The sequence below is a fragment of the Stenotrophomonas sp. SMYL89 genome, from assembly GCF_036319985.1.
Lineage (GTDB): Bacteria > Pseudomonadota > Gammaproteobacteria > Xanthomonadales > Xanthomonadaceae > Stenotrophomonas > Stenotrophomonas maltophilia_Q.
Window position 1 is genome coordinate 225599 of sequence record NZ_JAWIRW010000001.1, and the last position, 18363, is coordinate 243961.

Consider the following 18363-nt stretch of genomic DNA (forward strand, 5'->3'; position numbering starts at 1 on the left):
CCTCGATCAGCCGCGGCGGAAGGCGGCGGGGCTTCGGGCGCCGACGATGATCATGCGGATCATCGTGGAGATCTGTTCGACCAGTTCCGGATCCTTCTCCGGCGGCAGGTCCATGGCGGTGGCGCCCATCGCGAACACCAGCCGGGTGATGGCCTTGGCCACCAGTTCCGGGGCGTGCAGCACCGCGCCATCCAGCGCGGCCAGGCGCACCAGGTCGTGCTGCAGTTCTTCTTCGAAATAGTGCAGCTCGCGTTCGACGGCGTGCTTGAAGTCGTCCGAGCCGACCGCGCCTTCGCGCAGCAGCACGTGCAGCAGCTTGTCGTCGGCGCGCAGCTGCTCCATGAAGGTCTCCACGGAAACGCGCACCACGCTGGTGGCGGTGGAGGTGGCGCGCTGGCGGGCCTCGCCGATGATGGTGCGCAGCGAGCGGCCGGCCGCATCGATCAGCGCCACGGCCAGTTCGTCCATGTCGCGGAACTGCCGGTAGAAGCTGTTGGGCGCGATGCCGGCCTCACGTGCCACTTCGCGCAGGCTGAGCGTGGACAGGCTGCGGTGCGGCCCGATCAGTTTCAGGGCGGCGGCAAGCAGATCCTCGCGGCTCACCGTACGGCGGGCCGGGCTGTTGGCATCTTCGGGCGTCGACAAGGCGGTGGCGGCGGCCATGGGGGTTCCGGTGGGGCGAGGCTGAATCATACCCAATCCGGTTCAATATACACATGTATACACAGGTGTATGTGCGCCCGTATAGTGCGCCCATGAGCGCTGTCGTCCGTCCGTCCCTGTTCTCTCCGTACCGCTGGGTCTCGCCGTCGCTGTTCGATTTCTGGGCGGGCCAGCTCAATCCCCTGTGGACACTGCGCGAGCCAATGGCCCGCCTGGTCCGGCGCGAGCCGGCCGGCGAGGGCGCGGCGACCCTGGTCCTGCGCACCAACCGGCACTGGGCCGGCATGCGCGCCGGCCAGCACGTCACCCTGGGCGTCGAGATGGAAGGACGCCTGTGGCAGCGCAGCTACAGCCCCACCGCGTTGGGGCCGCGCGAGCTGGCCATCACCGTCAAGGCGGTAGACGGCGGCCGGGTCAGCCAGCATCTGGTCCACCATGCGCGGCCGGGCGAACTGTTCCGCCTCGATGCCGCCTTCGGCGAGTTCCATATGCCGGCCGCCGCCCCAGTGCTGCTGCTGGCCGCCGGCAGTGGCATCACGCCGATGCGCAGCCTGCTGCGTGAGGCCTGCCAGCGCCCGCTGGCGGCGCCGGTGGACGTGTTCTACTGGGAGCGCACCGCGGCCCATCTGCAGTTCCGTGATGAACTGCAGGCGCTGGCCGCGGCGCAGCCGAACCTGCGCGTGCATCTGCTGACCACCCGCGACGGCGAGGTGCCGGCCGCGCGCATCGATACCCACGATCTGCAGGTCGCGGGCGATGACACGCCGCTGGCGCAGCGCCACGTGCTGGCCTGCGGCCCGGATGGGTTCGTCGCCGCTGCACGTTCGCGGCTGGCGCAGCAGGTCGCCGGCTTCCAGGCCGAAGCCTTCACCCCGCCGGCGCCGCTGGGCGATGCCAGCAGCGAAGGCGAGGTGTCGCTGACGCTTGCGCGCAGTGGCCGCCAGTTGAGCGTGCCGCGTGGCCGCTCGCTGCTGGAAAGCCTGGAAGCGCATGGCATCAAGCCCAGGCACGGTTGCCGCATGGGCATCTGCAACACCTGCACCTGTGATCGCGTCAGTGGCGCTACCCGCCACCTGCGCACCGGCGACCTGCAGTCCGACTCGGCACAGCCGGTGCGGATATGCGTGAGCGCACCGACCACCGACCTGACCCTGGATCTCTGAGGACGCCTGCCATGACCCGCGCTACCGACCGTGCCTTGAGTACTGCCGAGATGCATGCCTTCGGCGAGGAGCTCGACGCGATCCGCGACCGTGTGATCGGCAGCCTTGGCGCCTCCGATACCCGTTACATCCGCCGCGTGGCCGCCGCCGTGCGCTGGTTCGGCGTGGGTGGCCGTGGCCTGCTGTTCCTGGCGGCGTTCTCGCCGCTGTTCTGGATGCCGCTGCTGTGGCCGGCCGCGATCACCGGCACGCTGCTGCTGGCGTTGTCCAAGATCCTGGAAAACATGGAGCTGGGCCACAACGTCATGCACGGCCAGTTCGACTGGACCGGCGACCCCAAGCTCAATGGCAACACCTACGAGTGGGACATCGTTGCCACCGCCGACAACTGGCGCAAGACCCACAATTTCCGCCACCACACCTACACCAACGTGCGCGGCATGGACGATGACATCGGCTACGGCCTGCTGCGCATCTTCCCGGAACAGCGCTGGAAGCCGTTCTACCTGCTGCAGCCGATCATCGCGCCGATCTTCGCGCTGCTGTTCCAGTGGGGCGTGGCCGCGCAGGACCTGCGCCTGGGCCGTTGGCTGAAGGGGCGCATGAGTGCGCGTGCAATGTGGCTGCAGACCCGCCCGGTGGCACGGAAAATGGCCCGCCAGGTGCTGAAGGACTACGTGTTCTTCCCGCTGCTTGCCGGCCCGTTCTTCCTCACCGTGATGCTGGGCAACATGGTGGCCAACGGCCTGCGCAACATCTGGACCTACGTGATCATCTTCTGCGGCCACTTCACCGCCGAATCGGAAACGTTCCCGAAGGAGTGCCTGCGCAATGAATCGCGTGGCCACTGGTACCTGCGCCAGTTGCGTGGTTCGTCCAACATCAGCGGCGGCTTCCTGATCAACGTGCTGTCGGGCAACCTCAGCCACCAGATCGAGCACCACTTCTACCCGGACCTGCCGGCCAACCGCTATGCGGCCATTGCCAAGGAAGTGAAGGACATCTGCCACCGTTACGGCCAGCATTACAACAACGGCTCGTTGCCGCGCCAGTTCGGCCAGGTGGTCTGGCGCATCCTGCGCCACGCGTTCCCGAGCAAGCCGCGCCGCCTGCCGATGTCGGACATCATGTCCGCACCGGCGTCGGCCAACGCGGGCTGATCGACTCAGCCCGCCTTCGCCAGGGCCGCCTGTTCGCGGTCCAGGCGGCGCAGGAACACCTGCATTTCCTTGCGTGCCTGCTGGTCACCCTTGCTGCCGGCCACGCTCAGCCCGCGTTGCCACGCCTCGCGCGCCGCCTGCGGTTGGCCACCGGCAAGCCAGGCTTTGCCGAGCAGTTTCCAGGCGGCCGAGTACTGCGGATCAAGCACCACGCAGCGGCCCAGGTGGGTGGCCGCGCGGACCGGGTTGCCGGCATCCAGCCAGCCCTTGCCCAGGCCGAAGCGCAGCAGCGCGCCGTCCTTGCCGTTGGCAAGCATGCATTCCAGGGCTTCGATGTTCATCAGCGCACCTCGACCAGCAGTTCGGTGGGGCCTGGCTGGAAGCGGCCGCGATGGAACAGCAGCGGCGCGCCGCCGTTCTCGTGCGCCTCGATGATGCGTCCGGCCAGCAGCAGGTGATCGCCCACCGGCCACATCGCGTGGCGGGTACAGGTGAGATGGGCGACCGCACCGGCGATGCGTGGTGCGGCGTCCTCGTCATCATCCAGCAATGCCAGGCCGTCGAAGCGGTTGCGGACCTGCGGATCGGCGAAGCGCCGGGCCAGCGCTTCCTGGTCGGCTGCCAGCACGTTGATTGCAAAGCGGGTGGCGCGCTGGAAGGTGGACAGGCTCTGTGCGTGCAACGCCAGGTTCCACAGCACCAGTGGCGGCTGCAATGACACCGGCACGAACGAATTGATGGTCAGGCCGACCGGCTTGCCCTGTGCATCGCGCGCGCAGACGATGGCCACCCCGGTGGGGAAGTGACCGAGCAGCCGCCGCAGTGCACGCGGCGGCATCTCGACCGACGGCACCGGCGCCGGGGCGGGGAAGACCCCCGCCCACGGCCCGGCGTACGGCAGTGTCTCGCCGCTCATGAGGCCCGGGCCTGGCGGTAGCGCCGGCCGACCTCGGCCCAGTTGATGATGTTGAAGAACGCACCGATGTAGTCGGGGCGGCGGTTCTGGTAGTGCAGGTAGTAGGCGTGTTCCCAGACATCCAGTGCGAGGATCGGGGTGTTGCCGGACAGGCCAACGGTTGCACCCATCAGCGGGCTGTCCTGGTTGGCACTGCTTTCCACCTGCAGGCGGCCATCGCGATCGCTGGTCAGCCAGGCCCAACCGCTGCCGAAACGGGTCTGGGCGGCCTTGGTGAAGGCGTCCTTGAAGGCGTCGAAACCGCCGAGGTCGCGGTCGATGGCCGCTGTCAGTTCATCATCCGGTGCGCCACCGCTGGCGCTGAGCACGGTCCAGAACAGGCTGTGGTTGGCGTGGCCGCCGCCGTTGTTGCGGATCGCGCCGCGCTGCGCCTCGGGCACGGTATCGAGCTGGGCGATCAGTGCCTCGACCGGCTGATCGTCGAGGCCGGCCTGTTCGATGGCGGCATTGAGGTTGTTGACATAGGTCTGGTGGTGCTTGCTGTGGTGGATCTCCATCGTGCGCGCATCGAAGTGCGGCTCGAGGGCGTCGTAGGCGTAGGGGAGCGGGGGAAGCGAGTACGACATCGAAGCAATCTCCGTGGGGAAGGCCAGAGAGGCTGGCCGTGGGGAGATCGTTATCGCACCTCAACATTGGTTGAGGTCAAGGGTCATGGATGGAAGGCGTGCGCTCCCGGCGCTTTGACTGTTCAGCGAGGGCGCGGGCGGATGTGCGTAGCCGGGACACGCCGTGAACCCATCCATGGGGGCTCGATGGCGCCATCCATGGCGCCAACGGTCCTGGCTACGCACACCCCCCCACGCTGGATAGCTCCCTGCGCCGGCGCGGAGACGGAGTCAAAGGCAAGAGCAGGAGCAAAAGCGGAATGGTAGTGCCGGCCGCTGGCCGGCATACAGGCAGGGTCGGGTTGCCGGCCCGCGGCCGGCCCCCCCCCAACCCGAGGCGTCGTCCACGCCCCCCGCCCAACAGCGGCATGGTGGGGGCCGCCCCCCCCCCCCCCCCCGGGGGGGGGGGGGCCCCCCCCCCCCCCCCGCCACCACCAGAACCCGAGCCTTCATCAACTCAACCAATCCTTGCAGGCACCATCCACCTGGTCACCGCAGGCCTGCTGCATCCGCTGCTGCAACCGCGCCAGCGTCTCCGCACCCTGGTGCTTGCCGCTCCACGCCTTCAACTGCCCGGCCAGGCGCTCGAAGCGTTGGCGGGTGCGCTGGTGGTAGCCCGACGGCTGTGCCTCCAGTTCGGCGATCAGCGAGGCGGTCGCCTGCTCGATGCGTGGTGCATCGTCCGGTGCCAGCTTCAGCAGGCCTTCCACATACAGCACGCCCCACTGCACGCGGGTTGCCGGGCCCTGCGCGCCGTCGTAGGCGCGCTTCAGCCACTCCAGCGCACCGGCGGTGTCGCCGCGCTGCTCGGCCAGTTCGGCCAGTTCGGGCATGTAGTAATAGGGCTGCTCGCTGCGCTTCAGTTCCGCCAGCAACAGCGACTCGGCACCGGCGTCGTCACCGACCTGGCGCAGTGCGTAGACCGCGCTGCTGATCGTGGCCTGGCGCGCATGCGCATCAGTGGAGGCCGCGTCTGCAGCAGCCACGCGCTGCTTGACCCGATCAACCAGCGCGGCGGGCAGTACACCCTTCGGCTGCTGCTGGCGGGCAAGGGATACTTCGGTCAGCGCACGCGACAATGCGTCGTCGGCGCGGTCGCCGCGCTCGGCGTCTGCGCGCTCCAGCGCGACGAGCAGCTGCTGCCCCAGCGTGTTGCTGGTGGCCGGCCCTGCACTGGCCTGCTTGACCAGCTGCGCGCCTGCATAGCCCAGCAACTCACGGTTGCGGCGGACTTCGGCCGGCTGCGCCAGCACGGCCTGCAACAGTTCACGCACCTCGGTGGGCGGTGCATCCGGCTTTTCCGCAGTAGCCAGTGCCAGCAGGGCTAAGCGGCGCTGCAGGGCGGCATCCGGTGCGGTCCTGGCAAGCTGGCGCAGCACGTCGGCACTCTTGCGCTCGCCGGCCAGGCGATTGGCGTCCACTTCCCAGCCGTAGTCGCCCAGCACCTGCCAATCCTCGGCGGCCAGCCTGTCCGGCGTGGCGAGCGCGGTGGCCAGCGTAGCGGCGACCGCGCTGCGACGGCCGGCGGCCACGGTCAGTGCACGGGTCAGTTCGGCGGCGTCGTTGCCACCGGCCACACGGGTGATTTCGTTACGCTCCGGGTCGAGCACGATCAGGGTCGGGTAACCACGCACGCCGAAGCGCTCGCCCCAGGCCTGCGCACCTTCCTCGTCGCCATCCAGATAGACCGGCACGAACTTGCCGGTCAGCGCGATGAAGGCGGGGTCCTTGAACAGGCCGGCCTTGAGCTGGTTGCACGGCGGGCACCAGACCGCGCCCCAGTACAGCAGCACCGGCTTGCCGCTGTCGGCGGCCTCAGCGAAGGCATCGTCCACATCGCCCTGGCGCCAGGCGATGGCGGTGGCTGGCGCGGGTGCCTCGGCCGAGTTGGCGGTGGAAACCGGGGCCGGGGTACAGGCGCTCAGCGCCGAAGCCAGCAGCAACACGGAAAGCGCGACGCGCATCGGCAGCATCTCGAAGGGCAGGGTGACAGGCCATTGTAGGAACGACCGGGGAGCCTGCTGATTCAGTTTGCTCATGACGGGCGTGCTGCAGGGCATGACGCCCACCGGGCATTACCGGGCGGATGCCTTCAGGCCGCTGCCCGCATCATCTGCTGATACACCAGCCCATTGAACTCGCCGACATCGCCGTCCCGCACGAAGCCGTAGCGCCGGTAGGTTGGCACTGCATTGAGCGAGGCGCGCACGGTCAGGACCGGCTCGCGCACCAGCGGCAGCACCGCCTCGAACAAGGCATGGCCGATGCCCTGGCCCTGGCAGGTGGGATCGACGAACAGCATCGCAAGATGCCGGCCTTCCTTCAGTTCGATCACACCGACGATACGGTTTTCGTGTTCGGCCACCAGGATGTGGTTGTCGCCCAGCAGGCGTGTGCCGAAGGCATCTGCCGCAGCGATACTGCCGAAGGTGGCAACGCCGGTTGCACTGAGCGAGGGCGCGACCGCCGCGTTGAATGCGGCCAGGCACACCGCGCTGATCGCGGGCAGGTCATCGGCGTGGGCAGGGCGGATCTTCGGCATGCAGTGTTCTTCCCGTGGTGGGCGGCGCGCCATCGTTGCCGCATGCCTGCACGCTAAGCTGCGGGCATGAGTGATTTCAATCCCGCTTACGCTGCCCTGTTTCCGCAACAGGGCCTGAGCCTGGGCCTGATGACGCCCGTGGCAGCACACGGGCTGGCCGATCTGGGCGAAGCCAGGCGCATCGCGCGGCTGGCCGATGACCTCGGCTTTGCCGCGCTGTGGACGCGCGACGTGCCGTTGATGGTGCCGCAGGGACCAGATGCGGCAGCCAGCGCGCTGGACGATCCGTTCCTGTGGTTGGGCATGCTGGCTGCCGCAACCGAACGCATCGCCGTTGGCAGCGCAGCCATTGTGCTGCCGTTGCGCCATCCGCTGCAGGCGGCGAAGTCGGCGTTGAGCCTGGACCGGATCAGCGACGGACGCTTCGTGCTGGGCCTGGGGTCGGGCGATCGGCTGGAAGAGTTCGCGGCATTCGGCGAAGACCTGGAGGGCAGGGCGGCGACGTTCCGTGAGCGTTGGTCGCTGTTGCGTGCCGCGCTGTCCCCCGATGCGGAGGAACGGGCTTCGGTGCGGCAGGCCACCGGCGGCTTCGATGTATTGCCAGCGCCAACCACGCGCATTCCGATGCTGGTGGTGGGTACCGCGCGACAGAGCCTGCAGTGGATCGCGCGCGAGGCTGAAGGCTGGGCCACCTATCACCGCGAAGAGGCCGCGCAGGAAGGGCGCATCGGCCTGTGGCAACAGGCGCAGGCGCTGCAGGGCGGACCGGCCAAGCCGTTCGTGCAGTCGATGCTGCTGGATCTGCAGGCCGATCCGCAGGCGCCGCCCGAGCCGTTGCCGCTGGGGCTGAAGGTCGGCCGCGTCGGCCTGCGCGACTACCTGCACCGCGTGCACGCGCAGGGCGTGGCGCACGTGATGTTCAACCTGGTCGACAACGGGCGGCCGATGGACGCAGTGCTGCGCGAGATTGGGGAGCAGGTGCTGCCGCATATGCTCCGGTAGGTGTCCACCTTGGTGGACACGCTCTGTCGCTGCCACCGCTGCGCTCGCCGGGCATGGCCCGGCGCCACCCGCCGGTGTCCGGAATGTTCGCATCTGCGTACCATTCGCATTTGATATCCCGATGCCGGAGCCCCGTGTGACCCAACGTTCCCCCATGCACCCGACCGGACGCCTGTTCGCCGCGGTCGCTTTCATCGAAGCCGTGACCTGGGCCGGCCTGCTCATCGGCATGTGGATGAAATACGGCCCCATGGCCAACGTGGCGCTGGTGAAGTTGTTCGGGCCTCTGCACGGCGTGGCCTTCCTGGTGTACGTGGCAGTCACCCTGTTCGCAGCGGTGCGCCTGCGCTGGCCGTGGTGGGCCAGCGCCCTGGCACTGCTGGCAGCGATCCCGCCGCTGGTGACGCTGCCACTGGAATGGTGGTTCAAGCGTCGCGGCCTGCTGGGCCTGCGTGCAATGCGCTGAACCCACTGTTGCGCGCCCATTCAAGAGAATGGGTATCAAATGCAAATACGAGCCGTTATCATTTGAAAGTGGCGTCCCGTCCTGAGCAGGGCCGGTGCCGGGTGGGGCGCGCAGGTGCGCCCGGCCATCCTTTCCTGTTACGGCTGGTGTTTCATGCACGCACGTCCCGTCGTTCCCGGCTTGCCGGCGCTGGTGTTGGCTGCCCTGATCGGCACCATGGCGATGATGTCCTTCGTCGCCGTGATCGGTCCGGTGGTCCGCATGCTTGGCCTGTCCGAGTGGCATGCCGGCCTGTCGGTTACCGCCGCAGGCGTGCTGTGGATGCTGGCTGCACGCCCGTGGGGCCAGCTCAGCGACCGCATCGGCCGCAAACGGGTGTTGATGCTGGCGATGAGTGCCTACACCGTGGTCTACATCGCACTGGCCGTGTTCATCGACGTTGCCCTGCAGGCGGTGCCGCCGGTGCTGGTATCGGTACTGGTGCTGGTGGGCGCGCGCGGCCTGATCGGCCTGTTCTACGCTGCGGTGCCGCCCACCGCTGCGGCGCTGATCGCCGACAGGGCACCCACCGGACAGCGTGCAAAATTCCTCGCCCGCCTGGGCAGTGCCAACGCGCTGGGCATGGTGCTCGGCCCGGCTGCCGCGGGCTGGCTGGCCTATACGAACCTGTCGCTGGCGCTGTACGTGGCCGCGCTGCTGCCATTGGTGGCGTTGGCGCTGCTGGCCTGGCGACTGCCGGCGACGCCCCCGGTGGCGGCTGGCAACGCACAGCGTCGCACGCCGATGAGCCGCCTCGACCGGCGCCTGCGCCTGCCGCAGCTGGCCGCCTTCATCGCGATGGTCTCGGTGACCATCGCGCAGGTCACGGTGGGCTTCTTCGCGATCGATCGCCTGGGCCTCGATGCGGCGGCCGGCGCACGCATGGCGGGCATTGCACTCACAGCGGTCGGGGTCGGCCTGATCCTGGCGCAGGCGCTGGTGATGAAGCTGGACGTGCGTCCGCGCCGCTGGATCGTTCTCGGTGCACTGATTTCCGGCATCGGTTTCGCATCGGTGGCAGGCGTTCAGCAGGCCTGGCAGTTGCCAGCGGCGTATGCGCTGGCGGCATTTGGCATGGGTTTCGTGTTCCCCTCGTTCCAGGCACTGGCCGCTGACGCGGTGGAAGCGCACGAGCAGGGGGCTGCCGCTGGCACCGTCGCTGCTGCGCAGGGACTGGGCATGGTGGCCGGGCCGATGCTCGGCACGCTGTTGTATCGCGGCGGGCCGAGCCTGCCTTACCTGCTGGTCGGCGCACTGCTGCTGTTGCTGTGCGCGCTGGCCGCAGCGCATCGGATGAAGGAGACCCCATGAACGATTCCCTGACGCAGGGCGCGTGGCCGGAGGCTGCGCCAGCGCCGCTGGACAGCACCGACGACGCGTCGCTGTTCCTGCTGCAGCATGCTGGCCAGCACGTGCACGCACGCGGCTGCCGCGCCGCGCTGCCGGCCGGCGCACTGGCAACGTTGGCAGTGCGCGTTGCGGGCTTCTTCGCCCAGCAGCGTGGCGGCCCGGGCCTGCTGGTTGGCGCGGTGCCGTTCGAGCCGCGTGCCGACGATGCGCTGTACCAGCCCGAGCGCCTGCTGCCGGCGCTGGCACTGCAGCCGCAGGCCGCACCGCCGCTGGACGGCGCCCTGCTGGCCGAGCCTGTGCCGCAGGACTATGCCGCTGCAGTCGCTGCGGCAGTGCAGGCCTTGCGTGCGCCCGAGCAGAACCTGCACAAGGTGGTGCTGGCGCGCAGCCTGCTGGCCCGCACCCGCCAGGCACTGTCTCCGGATGTGCTGCTGGCACGCCTTGGTGCGGATCCCTCGGTGGCAACCTACGCTGTGCCGTTACCGGTGGAGCCGGGTCAGGCGCCAGCCTGGCTGGTGGGGGCAACCCCGGAGCTGCTGCTGCGCAAGCGTGGCGCCGAGCTGCTGTCGCACCCGCTGGCGGGCTCCGCCCGGCGCAGCGCCGATGCCGCAGAGGACGAGCGTGCCGCGCAGGCGCTGCTGGCCTCGACCAAGGACCATGACGAGCATCGCCATGTGGTCGAGGCCATCGTCGATGGCCTGGCGCCGTACTGCAGCCACGTCGATGCACAGCCGCGCCCGGTGCTGCATGCCACTGCCAGCATGTGGCACCTCGGTACCCGCATCCACGCCACCCTGAAGGATCCGCAGACGTCCGCCGCCGAACTGCTGGCCCGGCTGCACCCCACGCCAGCGGTCTGCGGAACGCCGCAGCTGGCGGCGCTGCAACGCATTCGCAAGCTGGAGCCGGTGCCACGCGGCTTCTATGCAGGGGCGGTGGGTTGGTTGGATGCACAAGGTGATGGCGACTGGTACGTGGCGATCCGCTGTGCGCGCCTGCAGGGCACGCAGCTGCGCCTGTACGCCGGTGCAGGCATCGTCGCCGACTCGCAACCCGAGGCAGAGGTTGCCGAAACCGCAGCCAAGTTCGCTGCCCTGTTGAATGCGCTCGGCGTCCATGAGCCGGCGCCCGCCATCGAGCCTGCTGCATGAACGCTTCCCCTGATTCTTCCCGCCTGCCCCTGCAGCAGGTGTGGCCTGATGACCTGGCCGCCCATTACCGCGAGGCAGGGCATTGGCGCGGCGAGACCTTCCCGGCGTTCCTGCGTGAGCGCGCGGAGCGCTACGCCGACGACATCGCGGTGGTCGCCGGTGATGTCCGCCTGAGCTACGCGCAGCTATGGCACGAGGCCGGGCGCATCGGCGCGGGCCTGCTGGCACTCGGCGTGCGGCCGGGCGAACGGGTGCTGGTGCAGCTGGGCAACAGCGCGGGGTTCATCACTACGGTCTGCGGCCTGTTCCGCGCTGGCCTTGTGCCGGTATACGCGCTGCCTGCACATCGCATCACGGAACTGGCGCATTTCGCCAGCAAGGCCGAGGCCAGTGCCTACATCACGACCGACCTGCATGATGGCTTCGATCACCGTACGTTGGCGCGGGCGCTGCAGGCTGAAGTGCCAGCGATTCGCGAGGTGGTGATCGATGGCGATGCACAGGAGTTCACGGCGCTGGAGATGCTGCAGGGCGATCGCGGCCAATTGCCGGCCGATCCGGATCCGCAGTCGGTGGCGTTCCTGCAGATTTCCGGTGGCAGCACCGGGCTGTCCAAGCTGATTCCACGCACGCACGATGATTACATCTACTCGTTCCGTGCCAGCAACGCTATCTGCGGCATCGACCGCGACAGCGTGTATCTGGTCGCGCTGCCGGCCGCGCACAACTTCCCGATGAGTTCGCCGGGCTTCTTCGGTGCGTTGTACGCCGGTGCCCGCGTGGTACTCAGCCCCGGTCCCGGCCCGGACGCGGCCTTCCCCCTGATCGCGCGGGAGCGGGTGACCTGCTGTGGCCTGGTGCCGCCGCTGGCGTTGCTTTGGACGCAGGCGGCTGCAACCAGCAAGCACGATCTGTCCAGCCTGCAGGTACTGCAGGTGGGTGGGGCCAAGCTGGTGCCGGAAGCCGCGCGGCGGGTGATCGATGGTCTTGGCTGCATGCTGCAACAGGTGTTCGGCATGGCCGAAGGCCTGGTCAACTACACGCGTCTGGATGATCCGGAGGAACTGATCGTGGCCTGCCAGGGCCGGCCGATCAGTCCGGATGATGAAGTGCGCGTGGTTGATGACCATGACCAGCCGGTGGCCGAAGGCGAGGTGGGGCATCTGCTCACCCGTGGCCCGTACACCATCCGTGGCTACCACAACGATGCGGTGGCCAATGCGCGCTCGTTCACCGACGACGGCTTCTATCGCACCGGCGACCGCGTACAGCAGCTGCCCGGAGGCTACCTGGTGGTGCAGGGCCGTGCAGGTGACCACATCAACCGCGCCGGCGAGAAGATCTCCGCCGAGGAGATCGAGGACCACCTGCTGGCCCACCCCGGGGTGTTCGACGCCGCCGTGGTCTCCATTCCCGATGAGTATCTGGGCGAGCGCAGCTGCGCCTTCGTGATTCCACAGGGCGAACCGTTCAAGGCCCCGGCGCTGAAATCCTGGATGCGCGGGCGCGGCTTGGCGGCGTTCAAGGTGCCGGACCAGATCGTGTTCGTCGACAGCTTCGATACCACTGCGGTCGGCAAGATCAGTCGCCGCGAACTGCGCGCGCAGCTGCGTGCGCGTCATCTGCAACAGACAGGAGGAACGCGCTGATGGCGCTGCCCCGTATCACCGACTATCCCTTGCCGACTGCCGCCGAACTGCCGCAGGCGCGTGGACCATGGCGCCCGCAGCGCGATCGTGTCGCTTTGCTGGTGCACGACATGCAGCGCTACTTCCTGGCCGCGTTTGACGCTGGCAACGCCCCGCTGCGGCCGGCCGTGGACAATATCGCACGCCTGCTGGCGCACTGCCGCGCGCACGGTATTCCGGTGTTCTACACCGCCCAGCATGGCGACCAGGACCGCCGTGACCGTGGCTTGCAGGCTGACCTGTGGGGGCCAGGCATGCGCCGCAGTGCCGACCACGAGGCGATCATCGAAGCGCTGGCACCGCAGCCGGGGGAGCACGTGCTGATGAAGCACCGCTACAGCGCCTTCCAGCGCAGCAACCTGGAGACGCTGATGCGGGTACGTGGGCGCGACCAGCTGCTGGTGACCGGCGTGTACGCCCATATCGGCTGTACCGCGACCGTGGTCGAGGCCTTCCAGCGTGACATCGAGGCCTTCATCGCCGCCGATGCGGTGGCGGACTTCTCGCGCGCCGACCACGATCAGGCGCTGCAATGGATCGCGCGCACCTGCGGCGTGCCGATGACCACCGACCAGCTGCTGGAGGTGCTGTGATGACGGCCACCGGTGAGGTGCTGGATCTGGAGCGGATGCGCGCCGACGTCGCGCGCGTGCTGGAGTGCAAGCCGGCCGAGATCGGTGACGACGATAACCTGATCGACCTGGACCTGGACTCGATGCGCATGCTCGGCCTGGTCCTGGCCTGGGGCAACACCGGCCTGCCGCTGGAGTTCTCACAGCTGGCCGAGCACACCACGCTGCGCCAGTGGTGGGGCGTGGTGCAGACGCTGCAGGCCGCACAGAGCGCATGAACGCCGTCGCGCTGGCCACGCCGGTGGCATTGACCGAGGCGCAGGCGGGATTGTGGTTCGCACAGCGGCTGGCACCGGACAACCCGTCGTTCAACACGGCACATGCGGTGTGGATCGATGGGCCATTGGATGTGGCTGCGTTCGTCGCAGCGGCAGACCAGGCCGCAGTTGAGGCAGAGGCCTTCGCGCTGCGCTTTGCCGAGGGCGACGACGGTCAGCCCCTGCAGTGGTACGACCCGGCACATGTGCCACGGCTTTCGGTGAGAGATGTTTCCGCCGAAGCGGATCCCGCAGCTGCGGCGCGTGGCCTGATGCAGGCCGACCGGCTGAGCCCGGTGGATCCCACCCGCGACCGGATCAGCCAGCAGCTGCTGCTTGATCTGGGTAGGCAGCGCTGGGTCTGGTACCTGCGTGTGCACCATCTGGCCGCCGACGGCTACGGCATGGCGCTGTTCACGGATCGCATGTGCGCGTTGTATGCCGGCCGTACCGGTGAGCCGCTGCCGGGGCTGGCGGGCGTGCTGGCCGATGACGTCGCCTATCGTGCCGATCCGCGTCGCGCGCAGGCCGGGCAGTGGTGGCGCGAGCACATGCAGGGCGCACCGGCAGGCGTGGGCCTGGCCGGTACGCATGCGGCCAGTGACGACGCGGTGCGCTGGGTGCAGCCGCTCGATGCGGCGTTCCGTGGGCAGCTGCTGCAGGCCTCGGTGCGTTGGCTTCAGCCCTGGCCGGATGTACTGGCCGCGTTGTCGGCCGAGTACCTGCGACGGATGAGCGCCGCCGATGAAGTGGTGCTGGGCGTGCCCTACATGGGACGCCTTGGCAACGCGTCGGCGCGGGTGCCGTCGATGGTGATGAATGTATTGCCGCTGCGCGTGGCCACCAGCGAGGGCAGTGTCGAGGCCTTCACCCGCGCGCTGGGCCGGCAGCTCAGCCAGGGTCGCAAGCACGGCCGTTATCGAGGCGAGCAACTGCGCCGGGATCTGGGCCTGGTGGGCGCGCAGCAGCGTCTGCACGGTCCGATGGTGAATGTGCAGCCGTTCTACAGGCCACTGGCCCTGCCAGGCGTACAGGCGACACTGGAGGTGCTGTGCACCGGGCCGGTGGATGACCTGACGCTGGGCTTCCGTGGTGATGGCCAGAGCCTGCTGGATCTGGAGATCGAGGCCAACCCCGCGCTGTACCGTCGCGAGGATGTGCAGGCGCACGCGGCGCGGTTGCTGCATTTCGTGTCGGCGGCACTTCAGGTTGAAGACATCTCGGCCGTGCCGCTGGCCACCGTCGAAGAAGCGCAGCAGGTGGTGCATGAATTCAATGCGACCGCGCACGGGCTGCCACCGACAACGTTGGTTGAACTGCTGCAGCAGGGCATGGACCGTGATCCGCACGCACCCGCGCTGGTCTTCGGTGTTTCCACGCTGGAGCATGCAACGCTGGAAGCGCGCAGCTTCGCGCTGGCGGCACAGCTGCGGACAATGGATGTCGGCCCGGGCAGCGTGGTGGCGGTGGCATTGCCGCGCTCGCTGGAGCTGGTGATCGCGCTGGTCGCGGTGCTGCGTGCCGGCGCCGCCTACCTGCCGTTGGACCTTGCCCATCCGGACGAGCGCCTGGCGCGTATTCTCGCCTCGGCACAGCCGGTATGCGTTCTGGCTGCGGCGGACGTAGCGGCACGCATGGCCGGCGTGCCAGTGCTTGCGCCGGAGCAGTGGACTGCGCTGAGTTTTGCCACACCGTGGGCCGATCCGGCACCTGACGATGCGGCCTACGTGATCTATACGTCCGGTTCGACCGGCGAGCCCAAGGGCGTGGTCGTCGAACACCGCGCCATCGTCAACCGCCTGCTGTGGATGCGCGAGCACTATGGATTCAAGGCAGACGACCGCGTGCTGCAGAAGACCCCGGCCACCTTCGACGTCTCGGTCTGGGAGTTCTTCCTGCCGCTGCTGTGCGGAGCCACGCTGGTGGTCGCCGGGCCGGACGCGCATCGCGACCCCACCGAACTGGCGCGGCTGATCCGCGAGCATGGCATCACCACGGCGCATTTCGTGCCATCGATGTTGGATGCCTTCCTCGCTGCACCGGCCTCCGAAGGGCTGCAGCTGCGACGGGTGTTCACCAGTGGCGAGGCGCTGGATGCTTCGTCCCGCGACCGCTTCCACGCGCGTGTGCACGCCGAGCTGCACAACCTGTATGGCCCGACCGAAGCTGCGGTGGACGTCAGCTACTGGCCGGCGTCGGCGCAGGATCGCTCGCGGCCGGTGCCGATCGGGTTCCCGGTCTGGAATACCCGGCTGTACGTGCTGGACGCCCGGATGCAGCCGGTGCCGGTGGGCGTGCCCGGTGACCTGTACCTGGGGGGCGTCCAGCTGGCGCGTGGCTACCTGGGCCGCGATGACCTGACCAACGAACGCTTCCTGGCTGATCCGTTCCTGGCGGGCGAGCGCATCTACCGTACCGGCGATGTGGCGCGCTGGCGTGGCGATGGCGCGGTCGAGTACCTGGGCCGCAGCGACCATCAGGTGAAACTGCGTGGCCTGCGCATCGAACTGGGCGAGATCGAGGCGGCACTGCGCGAACTGCCCGGCATGGAGCGCGTGGAAGTGCTGCTGCGCCAGGACGTTCCCGGCGATGCCCGGCTGGTGGCCTATGTGCCAACCGCGCTTGCCGACGCTGTGCTGCTGCGCAGTCACCTGGTCACGCGCGTGCCGGACTACATGGTGCCGTCGGCATTTGTCGGTGTGGACCACTGGCCGGTGACCGCCAATGGCAAGCTCGACCGCAACGCGCTGCCGAAGCCGCCGCAGAATGAGGTTGCCGGATTGGCGCCGCGCACGCCGCTGGAACAGGAGCTGGCGGTGCTGTTCGCCCAGGCGCTTGGGCGCCAGGCGCCGGTGGCAGTGGATGCGGATTTCTTCAGTCTCGGCGGTGACTCGCTGTCGGCGGTGCACCTGCTGCTGGCGATCGAGCAGCGTTGGCGCTGCGATCTCGGTCTGGGGGCCTTGTTTGCCCAGCCGACGGTGGCAGCACTGGCGGTTCGTATTGCCGAACCGCCCACGCTGGCCGATCACGCGCTGGGGCCGGTGATCGCGCTGGCCGCGACCGAAGCGGCCGGGGCCACGCCGCTGTTCGTGCTGCACCCGGCTGGTGGCATCGCCTGGAACTACCGCACCCTGGCCCGGGCACTGCAGCCGGCACGCCCGGTGTATGGCCTGCAGTCGCCGGCACTGAACGCGCGGCAGCCGCTGCCGAGCAGCATCGAGGCGATGGCCAACGACTACGTGCAACGCGTGGTTGCACTACAGCCGAAGGGGCCGGTGCACCTGCTGGGCTGGTCGGTGGGGGGCATCCTCGCGCAGGCGATGGCGGTGCGCCTGCATGAGATCGGGCGCGAGGTAGGCGAGCTGGTGCTGCTGGACGCCTATCCCAGCGAGTGCTGGCGGGCCGAGCCGGAACCCGATCCCATTGCCGCATTGCGGGCACTGCTGGCGATTGCCGGTCATGACCCGGATGCGCATCCGGAACTGGACAGCCGGGAACGCATTCTCGCGTTCCTGCGTCGTGGCGGCAGCGCGCTGGGTAGCCTGCCGGATGTGGTGCTCGATGGCGTGGTGCGCGCCGTGACCGGCACCAATCGACTGATCCGCGAACATATCCACCAGCCATTCGACGGCACGCTGGTGCACGTGCGTGCGGGCCGTGATCACCACGCGCGACCACAGCTGCAGTCGGCGCTGTGGCGGACTCATGCGCGCAAGGTGCAGGCGCTGGAATTGCCGTTCATGCACGCCGAACTGACCGGCCGCGATGCGGTAGCGCAGCTGGCACCGTGGTTGTCGGCGCGGCTGCGCCAATGGGACGAGCAACAGGAGATCGCAACATGCAGTTGACCGGTTTCGAGGGCCGCGTAGCGTTGGTTACGGGTGCATCCGGCGGCATTGGCGAGGCGTTGGTACGGCTGTTGGCCGAGGCCGGCTGCACCGTGGTAGCGACCGATCGCGAGGCACCGCGCGTGGCAGATACCCGGGTGAAGTCGCTCGCACTCGATGTAACCGACAGCGCCGCCGTGGACGCCTTGGTGGATCAGGTCGAGTCCAGCATCGGGCCGATCATGCTGGCCGCCAGCGTGGCCGGCGTACTGCATGTGGGTAGCGTCACCGGGACCACCGACGACGACTGGCGCCGGGTGTTTGCAGTCAATGCCGATGGCGTGTTCCATGTCGGAAGGGCGTTGGCGCGGGTGATGTCACCGCGTGGGCAGGGCGCGATTGTCACCGTCAGTTCGAATGCGGCCGGCGTGCCGAGGCACGGCATGGCGGCCTATGCGGCCTCCAAGGCCGCCGCCACGATGTTTACCCGCTGCCTCGGGCTGGAACTGGCGCCGCTGGGCATCCGCTGCAACATCGTTGCCCCGGGTTCAACACTGACCCCGATGCAGACCGGCATGTGGCTGGACGAGCATGGTGCCGAGCGGGTGATCGTCGGCAACCTTCAAACCTACAAGGCCGGTATTCCGCTGCGCAAGCTGGCCACCCCGGAGGACATCGCGCACTCGGTGATGTTCCTGCTCTCCGAACAGGCTGGGCATGTGGCGATGAGCGACCTGTATGTGGACGGCGGCGCCACCCTGCGTGGGTGAGCTTTTGTAGAGCCGAGCCCATGCTCGGCTGTTCCTTCAGAGATACGGATGCCTGAAGGAAAAGCAGCCGAG

17 protein-coding genes are annotated in these 18363 nt (G+C 68.5%); 11 read left to right on the top strand and 6 right to left on the bottom strand.

Annotated features, from left to right (window positions below):
* Positions 1-6 precede the first annotated feature (6 nt).
* Complete coding sequence (gene fabR, locus V3B41_RS01065; RefSeq protein ID WP_049428432.1) at positions 7-663, bottom strand: HTH-type transcriptional repressor FabR; 657 nt, start codon at positions 661-663, stop codon at positions 7-9.
* Positions 664-755: 92 nt separating this feature from the next.
* On the opposite strand from fabR, the gene V3B41_RS01070 reads away from it, so the two are divergent.
* Together V3B41_RS01070 and V3B41_RS01075 are read left to right on the top strand one after the other, a co-directional pair.
* Complete coding sequence (locus V3B41_RS01070; RefSeq protein ID WP_049428434.1) at positions 756-1826, top strand: ferredoxin reductase; 1071 nt, start codon at positions 756-758, stop codon at positions 1824-1826.
* A gap of 11 nt (positions 1827-1837) precedes the next feature.
* On the top strand, positions 1838-2986 hold the full coding sequence (locus V3B41_RS01075; protein ID WP_049428436.1) for an acyl-CoA desaturase: 1149 nt from the start codon (positions 1838-1840) through the stop codon (positions 2984-2986).
* A gap of 5 nt (positions 2987-2991) precedes the next feature.
* Here the strand turns inward: V3B41_RS01075 and V3B41_RS01080 are convergent, their stop codons facing one another.
* The 5 genes from V3B41_RS01080 to V3B41_RS01100 all read right to left on the bottom strand — a co-directional run bounded on the left by V3B41_RS01080 (position 2992) and on the right by V3B41_RS01100 (position 7109).
* Entirely contained in the window at positions 2992-3327 is a 336-nt protein-coding gene (locus tag V3B41_RS01080) for a tetratricopeptide repeat protein (RefSeq protein WP_049428438.1), read from the bottom strand.
* On the bottom strand, positions 3327-3902 hold the full coding sequence (locus V3B41_RS01085) for a flavin reductase family protein (RefSeq protein ID WP_049428439.1): 576 nt from the start codon (positions 3900-3902) through the stop codon (positions 3327-3329). The genes V3B41_RS01080 and V3B41_RS01085 overlap by 1 nt, the downstream gene beginning before the upstream one ends.
* A complete protein-coding gene (locus V3B41_RS01090; protein ID WP_329859680.1) occupies positions 3899-4528 on the bottom strand; it encodes a superoxide dismutase in 630 nt (209 codons plus the stop codon). Before V3B41_RS01090 ends, V3B41_RS01085 begins: the two co-directional genes overlap by 4 nt.
* A gap of 491 nt (positions 4529-5019) precedes the next feature.
* On the bottom strand, positions 5020-6540 hold the full coding sequence (locus V3B41_RS01095; RefSeq protein ID WP_049428443.1) for a thioredoxin family protein: 1521 nt from the start codon (positions 6538-6540) through the stop codon (positions 5020-5022).
* A gap of 119 nt (positions 6541-6659) precedes the next feature.
* Positions 6660-7109: a GNAT family N-acetyltransferase gene (locus tag V3B41_RS01100; protein ID WP_049428445.1), complete on the bottom strand. Its 450-nt coding sequence runs from the start codon at positions 7107-7109 to the stop codon at positions 6660-6662.
* A gap of 66 nt (positions 7110-7175) precedes the next feature.
* Here V3B41_RS01100 and V3B41_RS01105 point away from each other — a divergent pair, with 66 nt between their 5' ends.
* From V3B41_RS01105 to V3B41_RS01145, 9 genes are all read left to right on the top strand, one after another.
* Complete coding sequence (locus tag V3B41_RS01105) at positions 7176-8111, top strand: TIGR03571 family LLM class oxidoreductase (protein ID WP_329859682.1); 936 nt, start codon at positions 7176-7178, stop codon at positions 8109-8111.
* 154 nt (positions 8112-8265) lie between these two features.
* Positions 8266-8577: a DUF3817 domain-containing protein gene (locus V3B41_RS01110; RefSeq protein ID WP_032129991.1), complete on the top strand. Its 312-nt coding sequence runs from the start codon at positions 8266-8268 to the stop codon at positions 8575-8577.
* Positions 8578-8730: 153 nt separating this feature from the next.
* A complete protein-coding gene (locus tag V3B41_RS01115) occupies positions 8731-9927 on the top strand; it encodes an MFS transporter (RefSeq protein WP_329859684.1) in 1197 nt (398 codons plus the stop codon).
* The gene (locus V3B41_RS01120) at positions 9924-11117 is read left to right on the top strand and encodes an isochorismate synthase (RefSeq protein ID WP_329859686.1); all 1194 of its coding nucleotides are present in this window, start codon (positions 9924-9926) and stop codon (positions 11115-11117) included. Before V3B41_RS01115 ends, V3B41_RS01120 begins: the two co-directional genes overlap by 4 nt.
* A complete protein-coding gene (locus V3B41_RS01125; protein ID WP_329859688.1) occupies positions 11114-12766 on the top strand; it encodes an AMP-binding protein in 1653 nt (550 codons plus the stop codon). Before V3B41_RS01120 ends, V3B41_RS01125 begins: the two co-directional genes overlap by 4 nt.
* Positions 12766-13398: an isochorismatase family protein gene (locus V3B41_RS01130; protein WP_329859690.1), complete on the top strand. Its 633-nt coding sequence runs from the start codon at positions 12766-12768 to the stop codon at positions 13396-13398. Before V3B41_RS01125 ends, V3B41_RS01130 begins: the two co-directional genes overlap by 1 nt.
* The gene (locus tag V3B41_RS01135) at positions 13398-13655 is read left to right on the top strand and encodes a phosphopantetheine-binding protein (protein ID WP_049428457.1); all 258 of its coding nucleotides are present in this window, start codon (positions 13398-13400) and stop codon (positions 13653-13655) included. Before V3B41_RS01130 ends, V3B41_RS01135 begins: the two co-directional genes overlap by 1 nt.
* Positions 13652-17542 carry an amino acid adenylation domain-containing protein gene (locus V3B41_RS01140; protein ID WP_329859693.1) on the top strand — a complete coding sequence of 1297 codons (3891 nt, stop codon included), beginning with the start codon at positions 13652-13654 and terminating at the stop codon, positions 17540-17542. The genes V3B41_RS01135 and V3B41_RS01140 overlap by 4 nt, the downstream gene beginning before the upstream one ends.
* Positions 17533-18291 (top strand): 2,3-dihydro-2,3-dihydroxybenzoate dehydrogenase, encoded by a 759-nt coding sequence (locus tag V3B41_RS01145; protein WP_329859695.1) that lies wholly within the window; start codon positions 17533-17535, stop codon positions 18289-18291. Before V3B41_RS01140 ends, V3B41_RS01145 begins: the two co-directional genes overlap by 10 nt.
* The last annotated feature ends 72 nt before the right edge of the window (positions 18292-18363 follow it).

Excerpts from the sequence above, each read along its gene's own strand:
- V3B41_RS01125 (WP_329859688.1), top strand. The coding sequence starts at position 11,114 with ATGAACGCTTCCCCTGATTCTTCCCGCCTGCCCCTGCAGCAGGTGTGG.
- V3B41_RS01085 (WP_049428439.1), bottom strand. The coding sequence starts at position 3,902 with ATGAGCGGCGAGACACTGCCGTACGCCGGGCCGTGGGCGGGGGTCTTC.
- V3B41_RS01140 (WP_329859693.1), top strand. The coding sequence starts at position 13,652 with ATGAACGCCGTCGCGCTGGCCACGCCGGTGGCATTGACCGAGGCGCAG.
- V3B41_RS01070 (WP_049428434.1), top strand. The coding sequence starts at position 756 with ATGAGCGCTGTCGTCCGTCCGTCCCTGTTCTCTCCGTACCGCTGGGTC.
- fabR (WP_049428432.1), bottom strand. The coding sequence starts at position 663 with ATGGCCGCCGCCACCGCCTTGTCGACGCCCGAAGATGCCAACAGCCCG.
- V3B41_RS01080 (WP_049428438.1), bottom strand. The coding sequence starts at position 3,327 with ATGAACATCGAAGCCCTGGAATGCATGCTTGCCAACGGCAAGGACGGC.
- V3B41_RS01090 (WP_329859680.1), bottom strand. The coding sequence starts at position 4,528 with ATGTCGTACTCGCTTCCCCCGCTCCCCTACGCCTACGACGCCCTCGAG.
- V3B41_RS01120 (WP_329859686.1), top strand. The coding sequence starts at position 9,924 with ATGAACGATTCCCTGACGCAGGGCGCGTGGCCGGAGGCTGCGCCAGCG.
- V3B41_RS01100 (WP_049428445.1), bottom strand. The coding sequence starts at position 7,109 with ATGCCGAAGATCCGCCCTGCCCACGCCGATGACCTGCCCGCGATCAGC.
- V3B41_RS01105 (WP_329859682.1), top strand. The coding sequence starts at position 7,176 with ATGAGTGATTTCAATCCCGCTTACGCTGCCCTGTTTCCGCAACAGGGC.
- V3B41_RS01145 (WP_329859695.1), top strand. The coding sequence starts at position 17,533 with ATGCAGTTGACCGGTTTCGAGGGCCGCGTAGCGTTGGTTACGGGTGCA.
- V3B41_RS01110 (WP_032129991.1), top strand. The coding sequence starts at position 8,266 with ATGCACCCGACCGGACGCCTGTTCGCCGCGGTCGCTTTCATCGAAGCC.
- V3B41_RS01095 (WP_049428443.1), bottom strand. The coding sequence starts at position 6,540 with ATGCTGCCGATGCGCGTCGCGCTTTCCGTGTTGCTGCTGGCTTCGGCG.
- V3B41_RS01135 (WP_049428457.1), top strand. The coding sequence starts at position 13,398 with ATGACGGCCACCGGTGAGGTGCTGGATCTGGAGCGGATGCGCGCCGAC.
- V3B41_RS01075 (WP_049428436.1), top strand. The coding sequence starts at position 1,838 with ATGACCCGCGCTACCGACCGTGCCTTGAGTACTGCCGAGATGCATGCC.
- V3B41_RS01115 (WP_329859684.1), top strand. The coding sequence starts at position 8,731 with ATGCACGCACGTCCCGTCGTTCCCGGCTTGCCGGCGCTGGTGTTGGCT.
- V3B41_RS01130 (WP_329859690.1), top strand. The coding sequence starts at position 12,766 with ATGGCGCTGCCCCGTATCACCGACTATCCCTTGCCGACTGCCGCCGAA.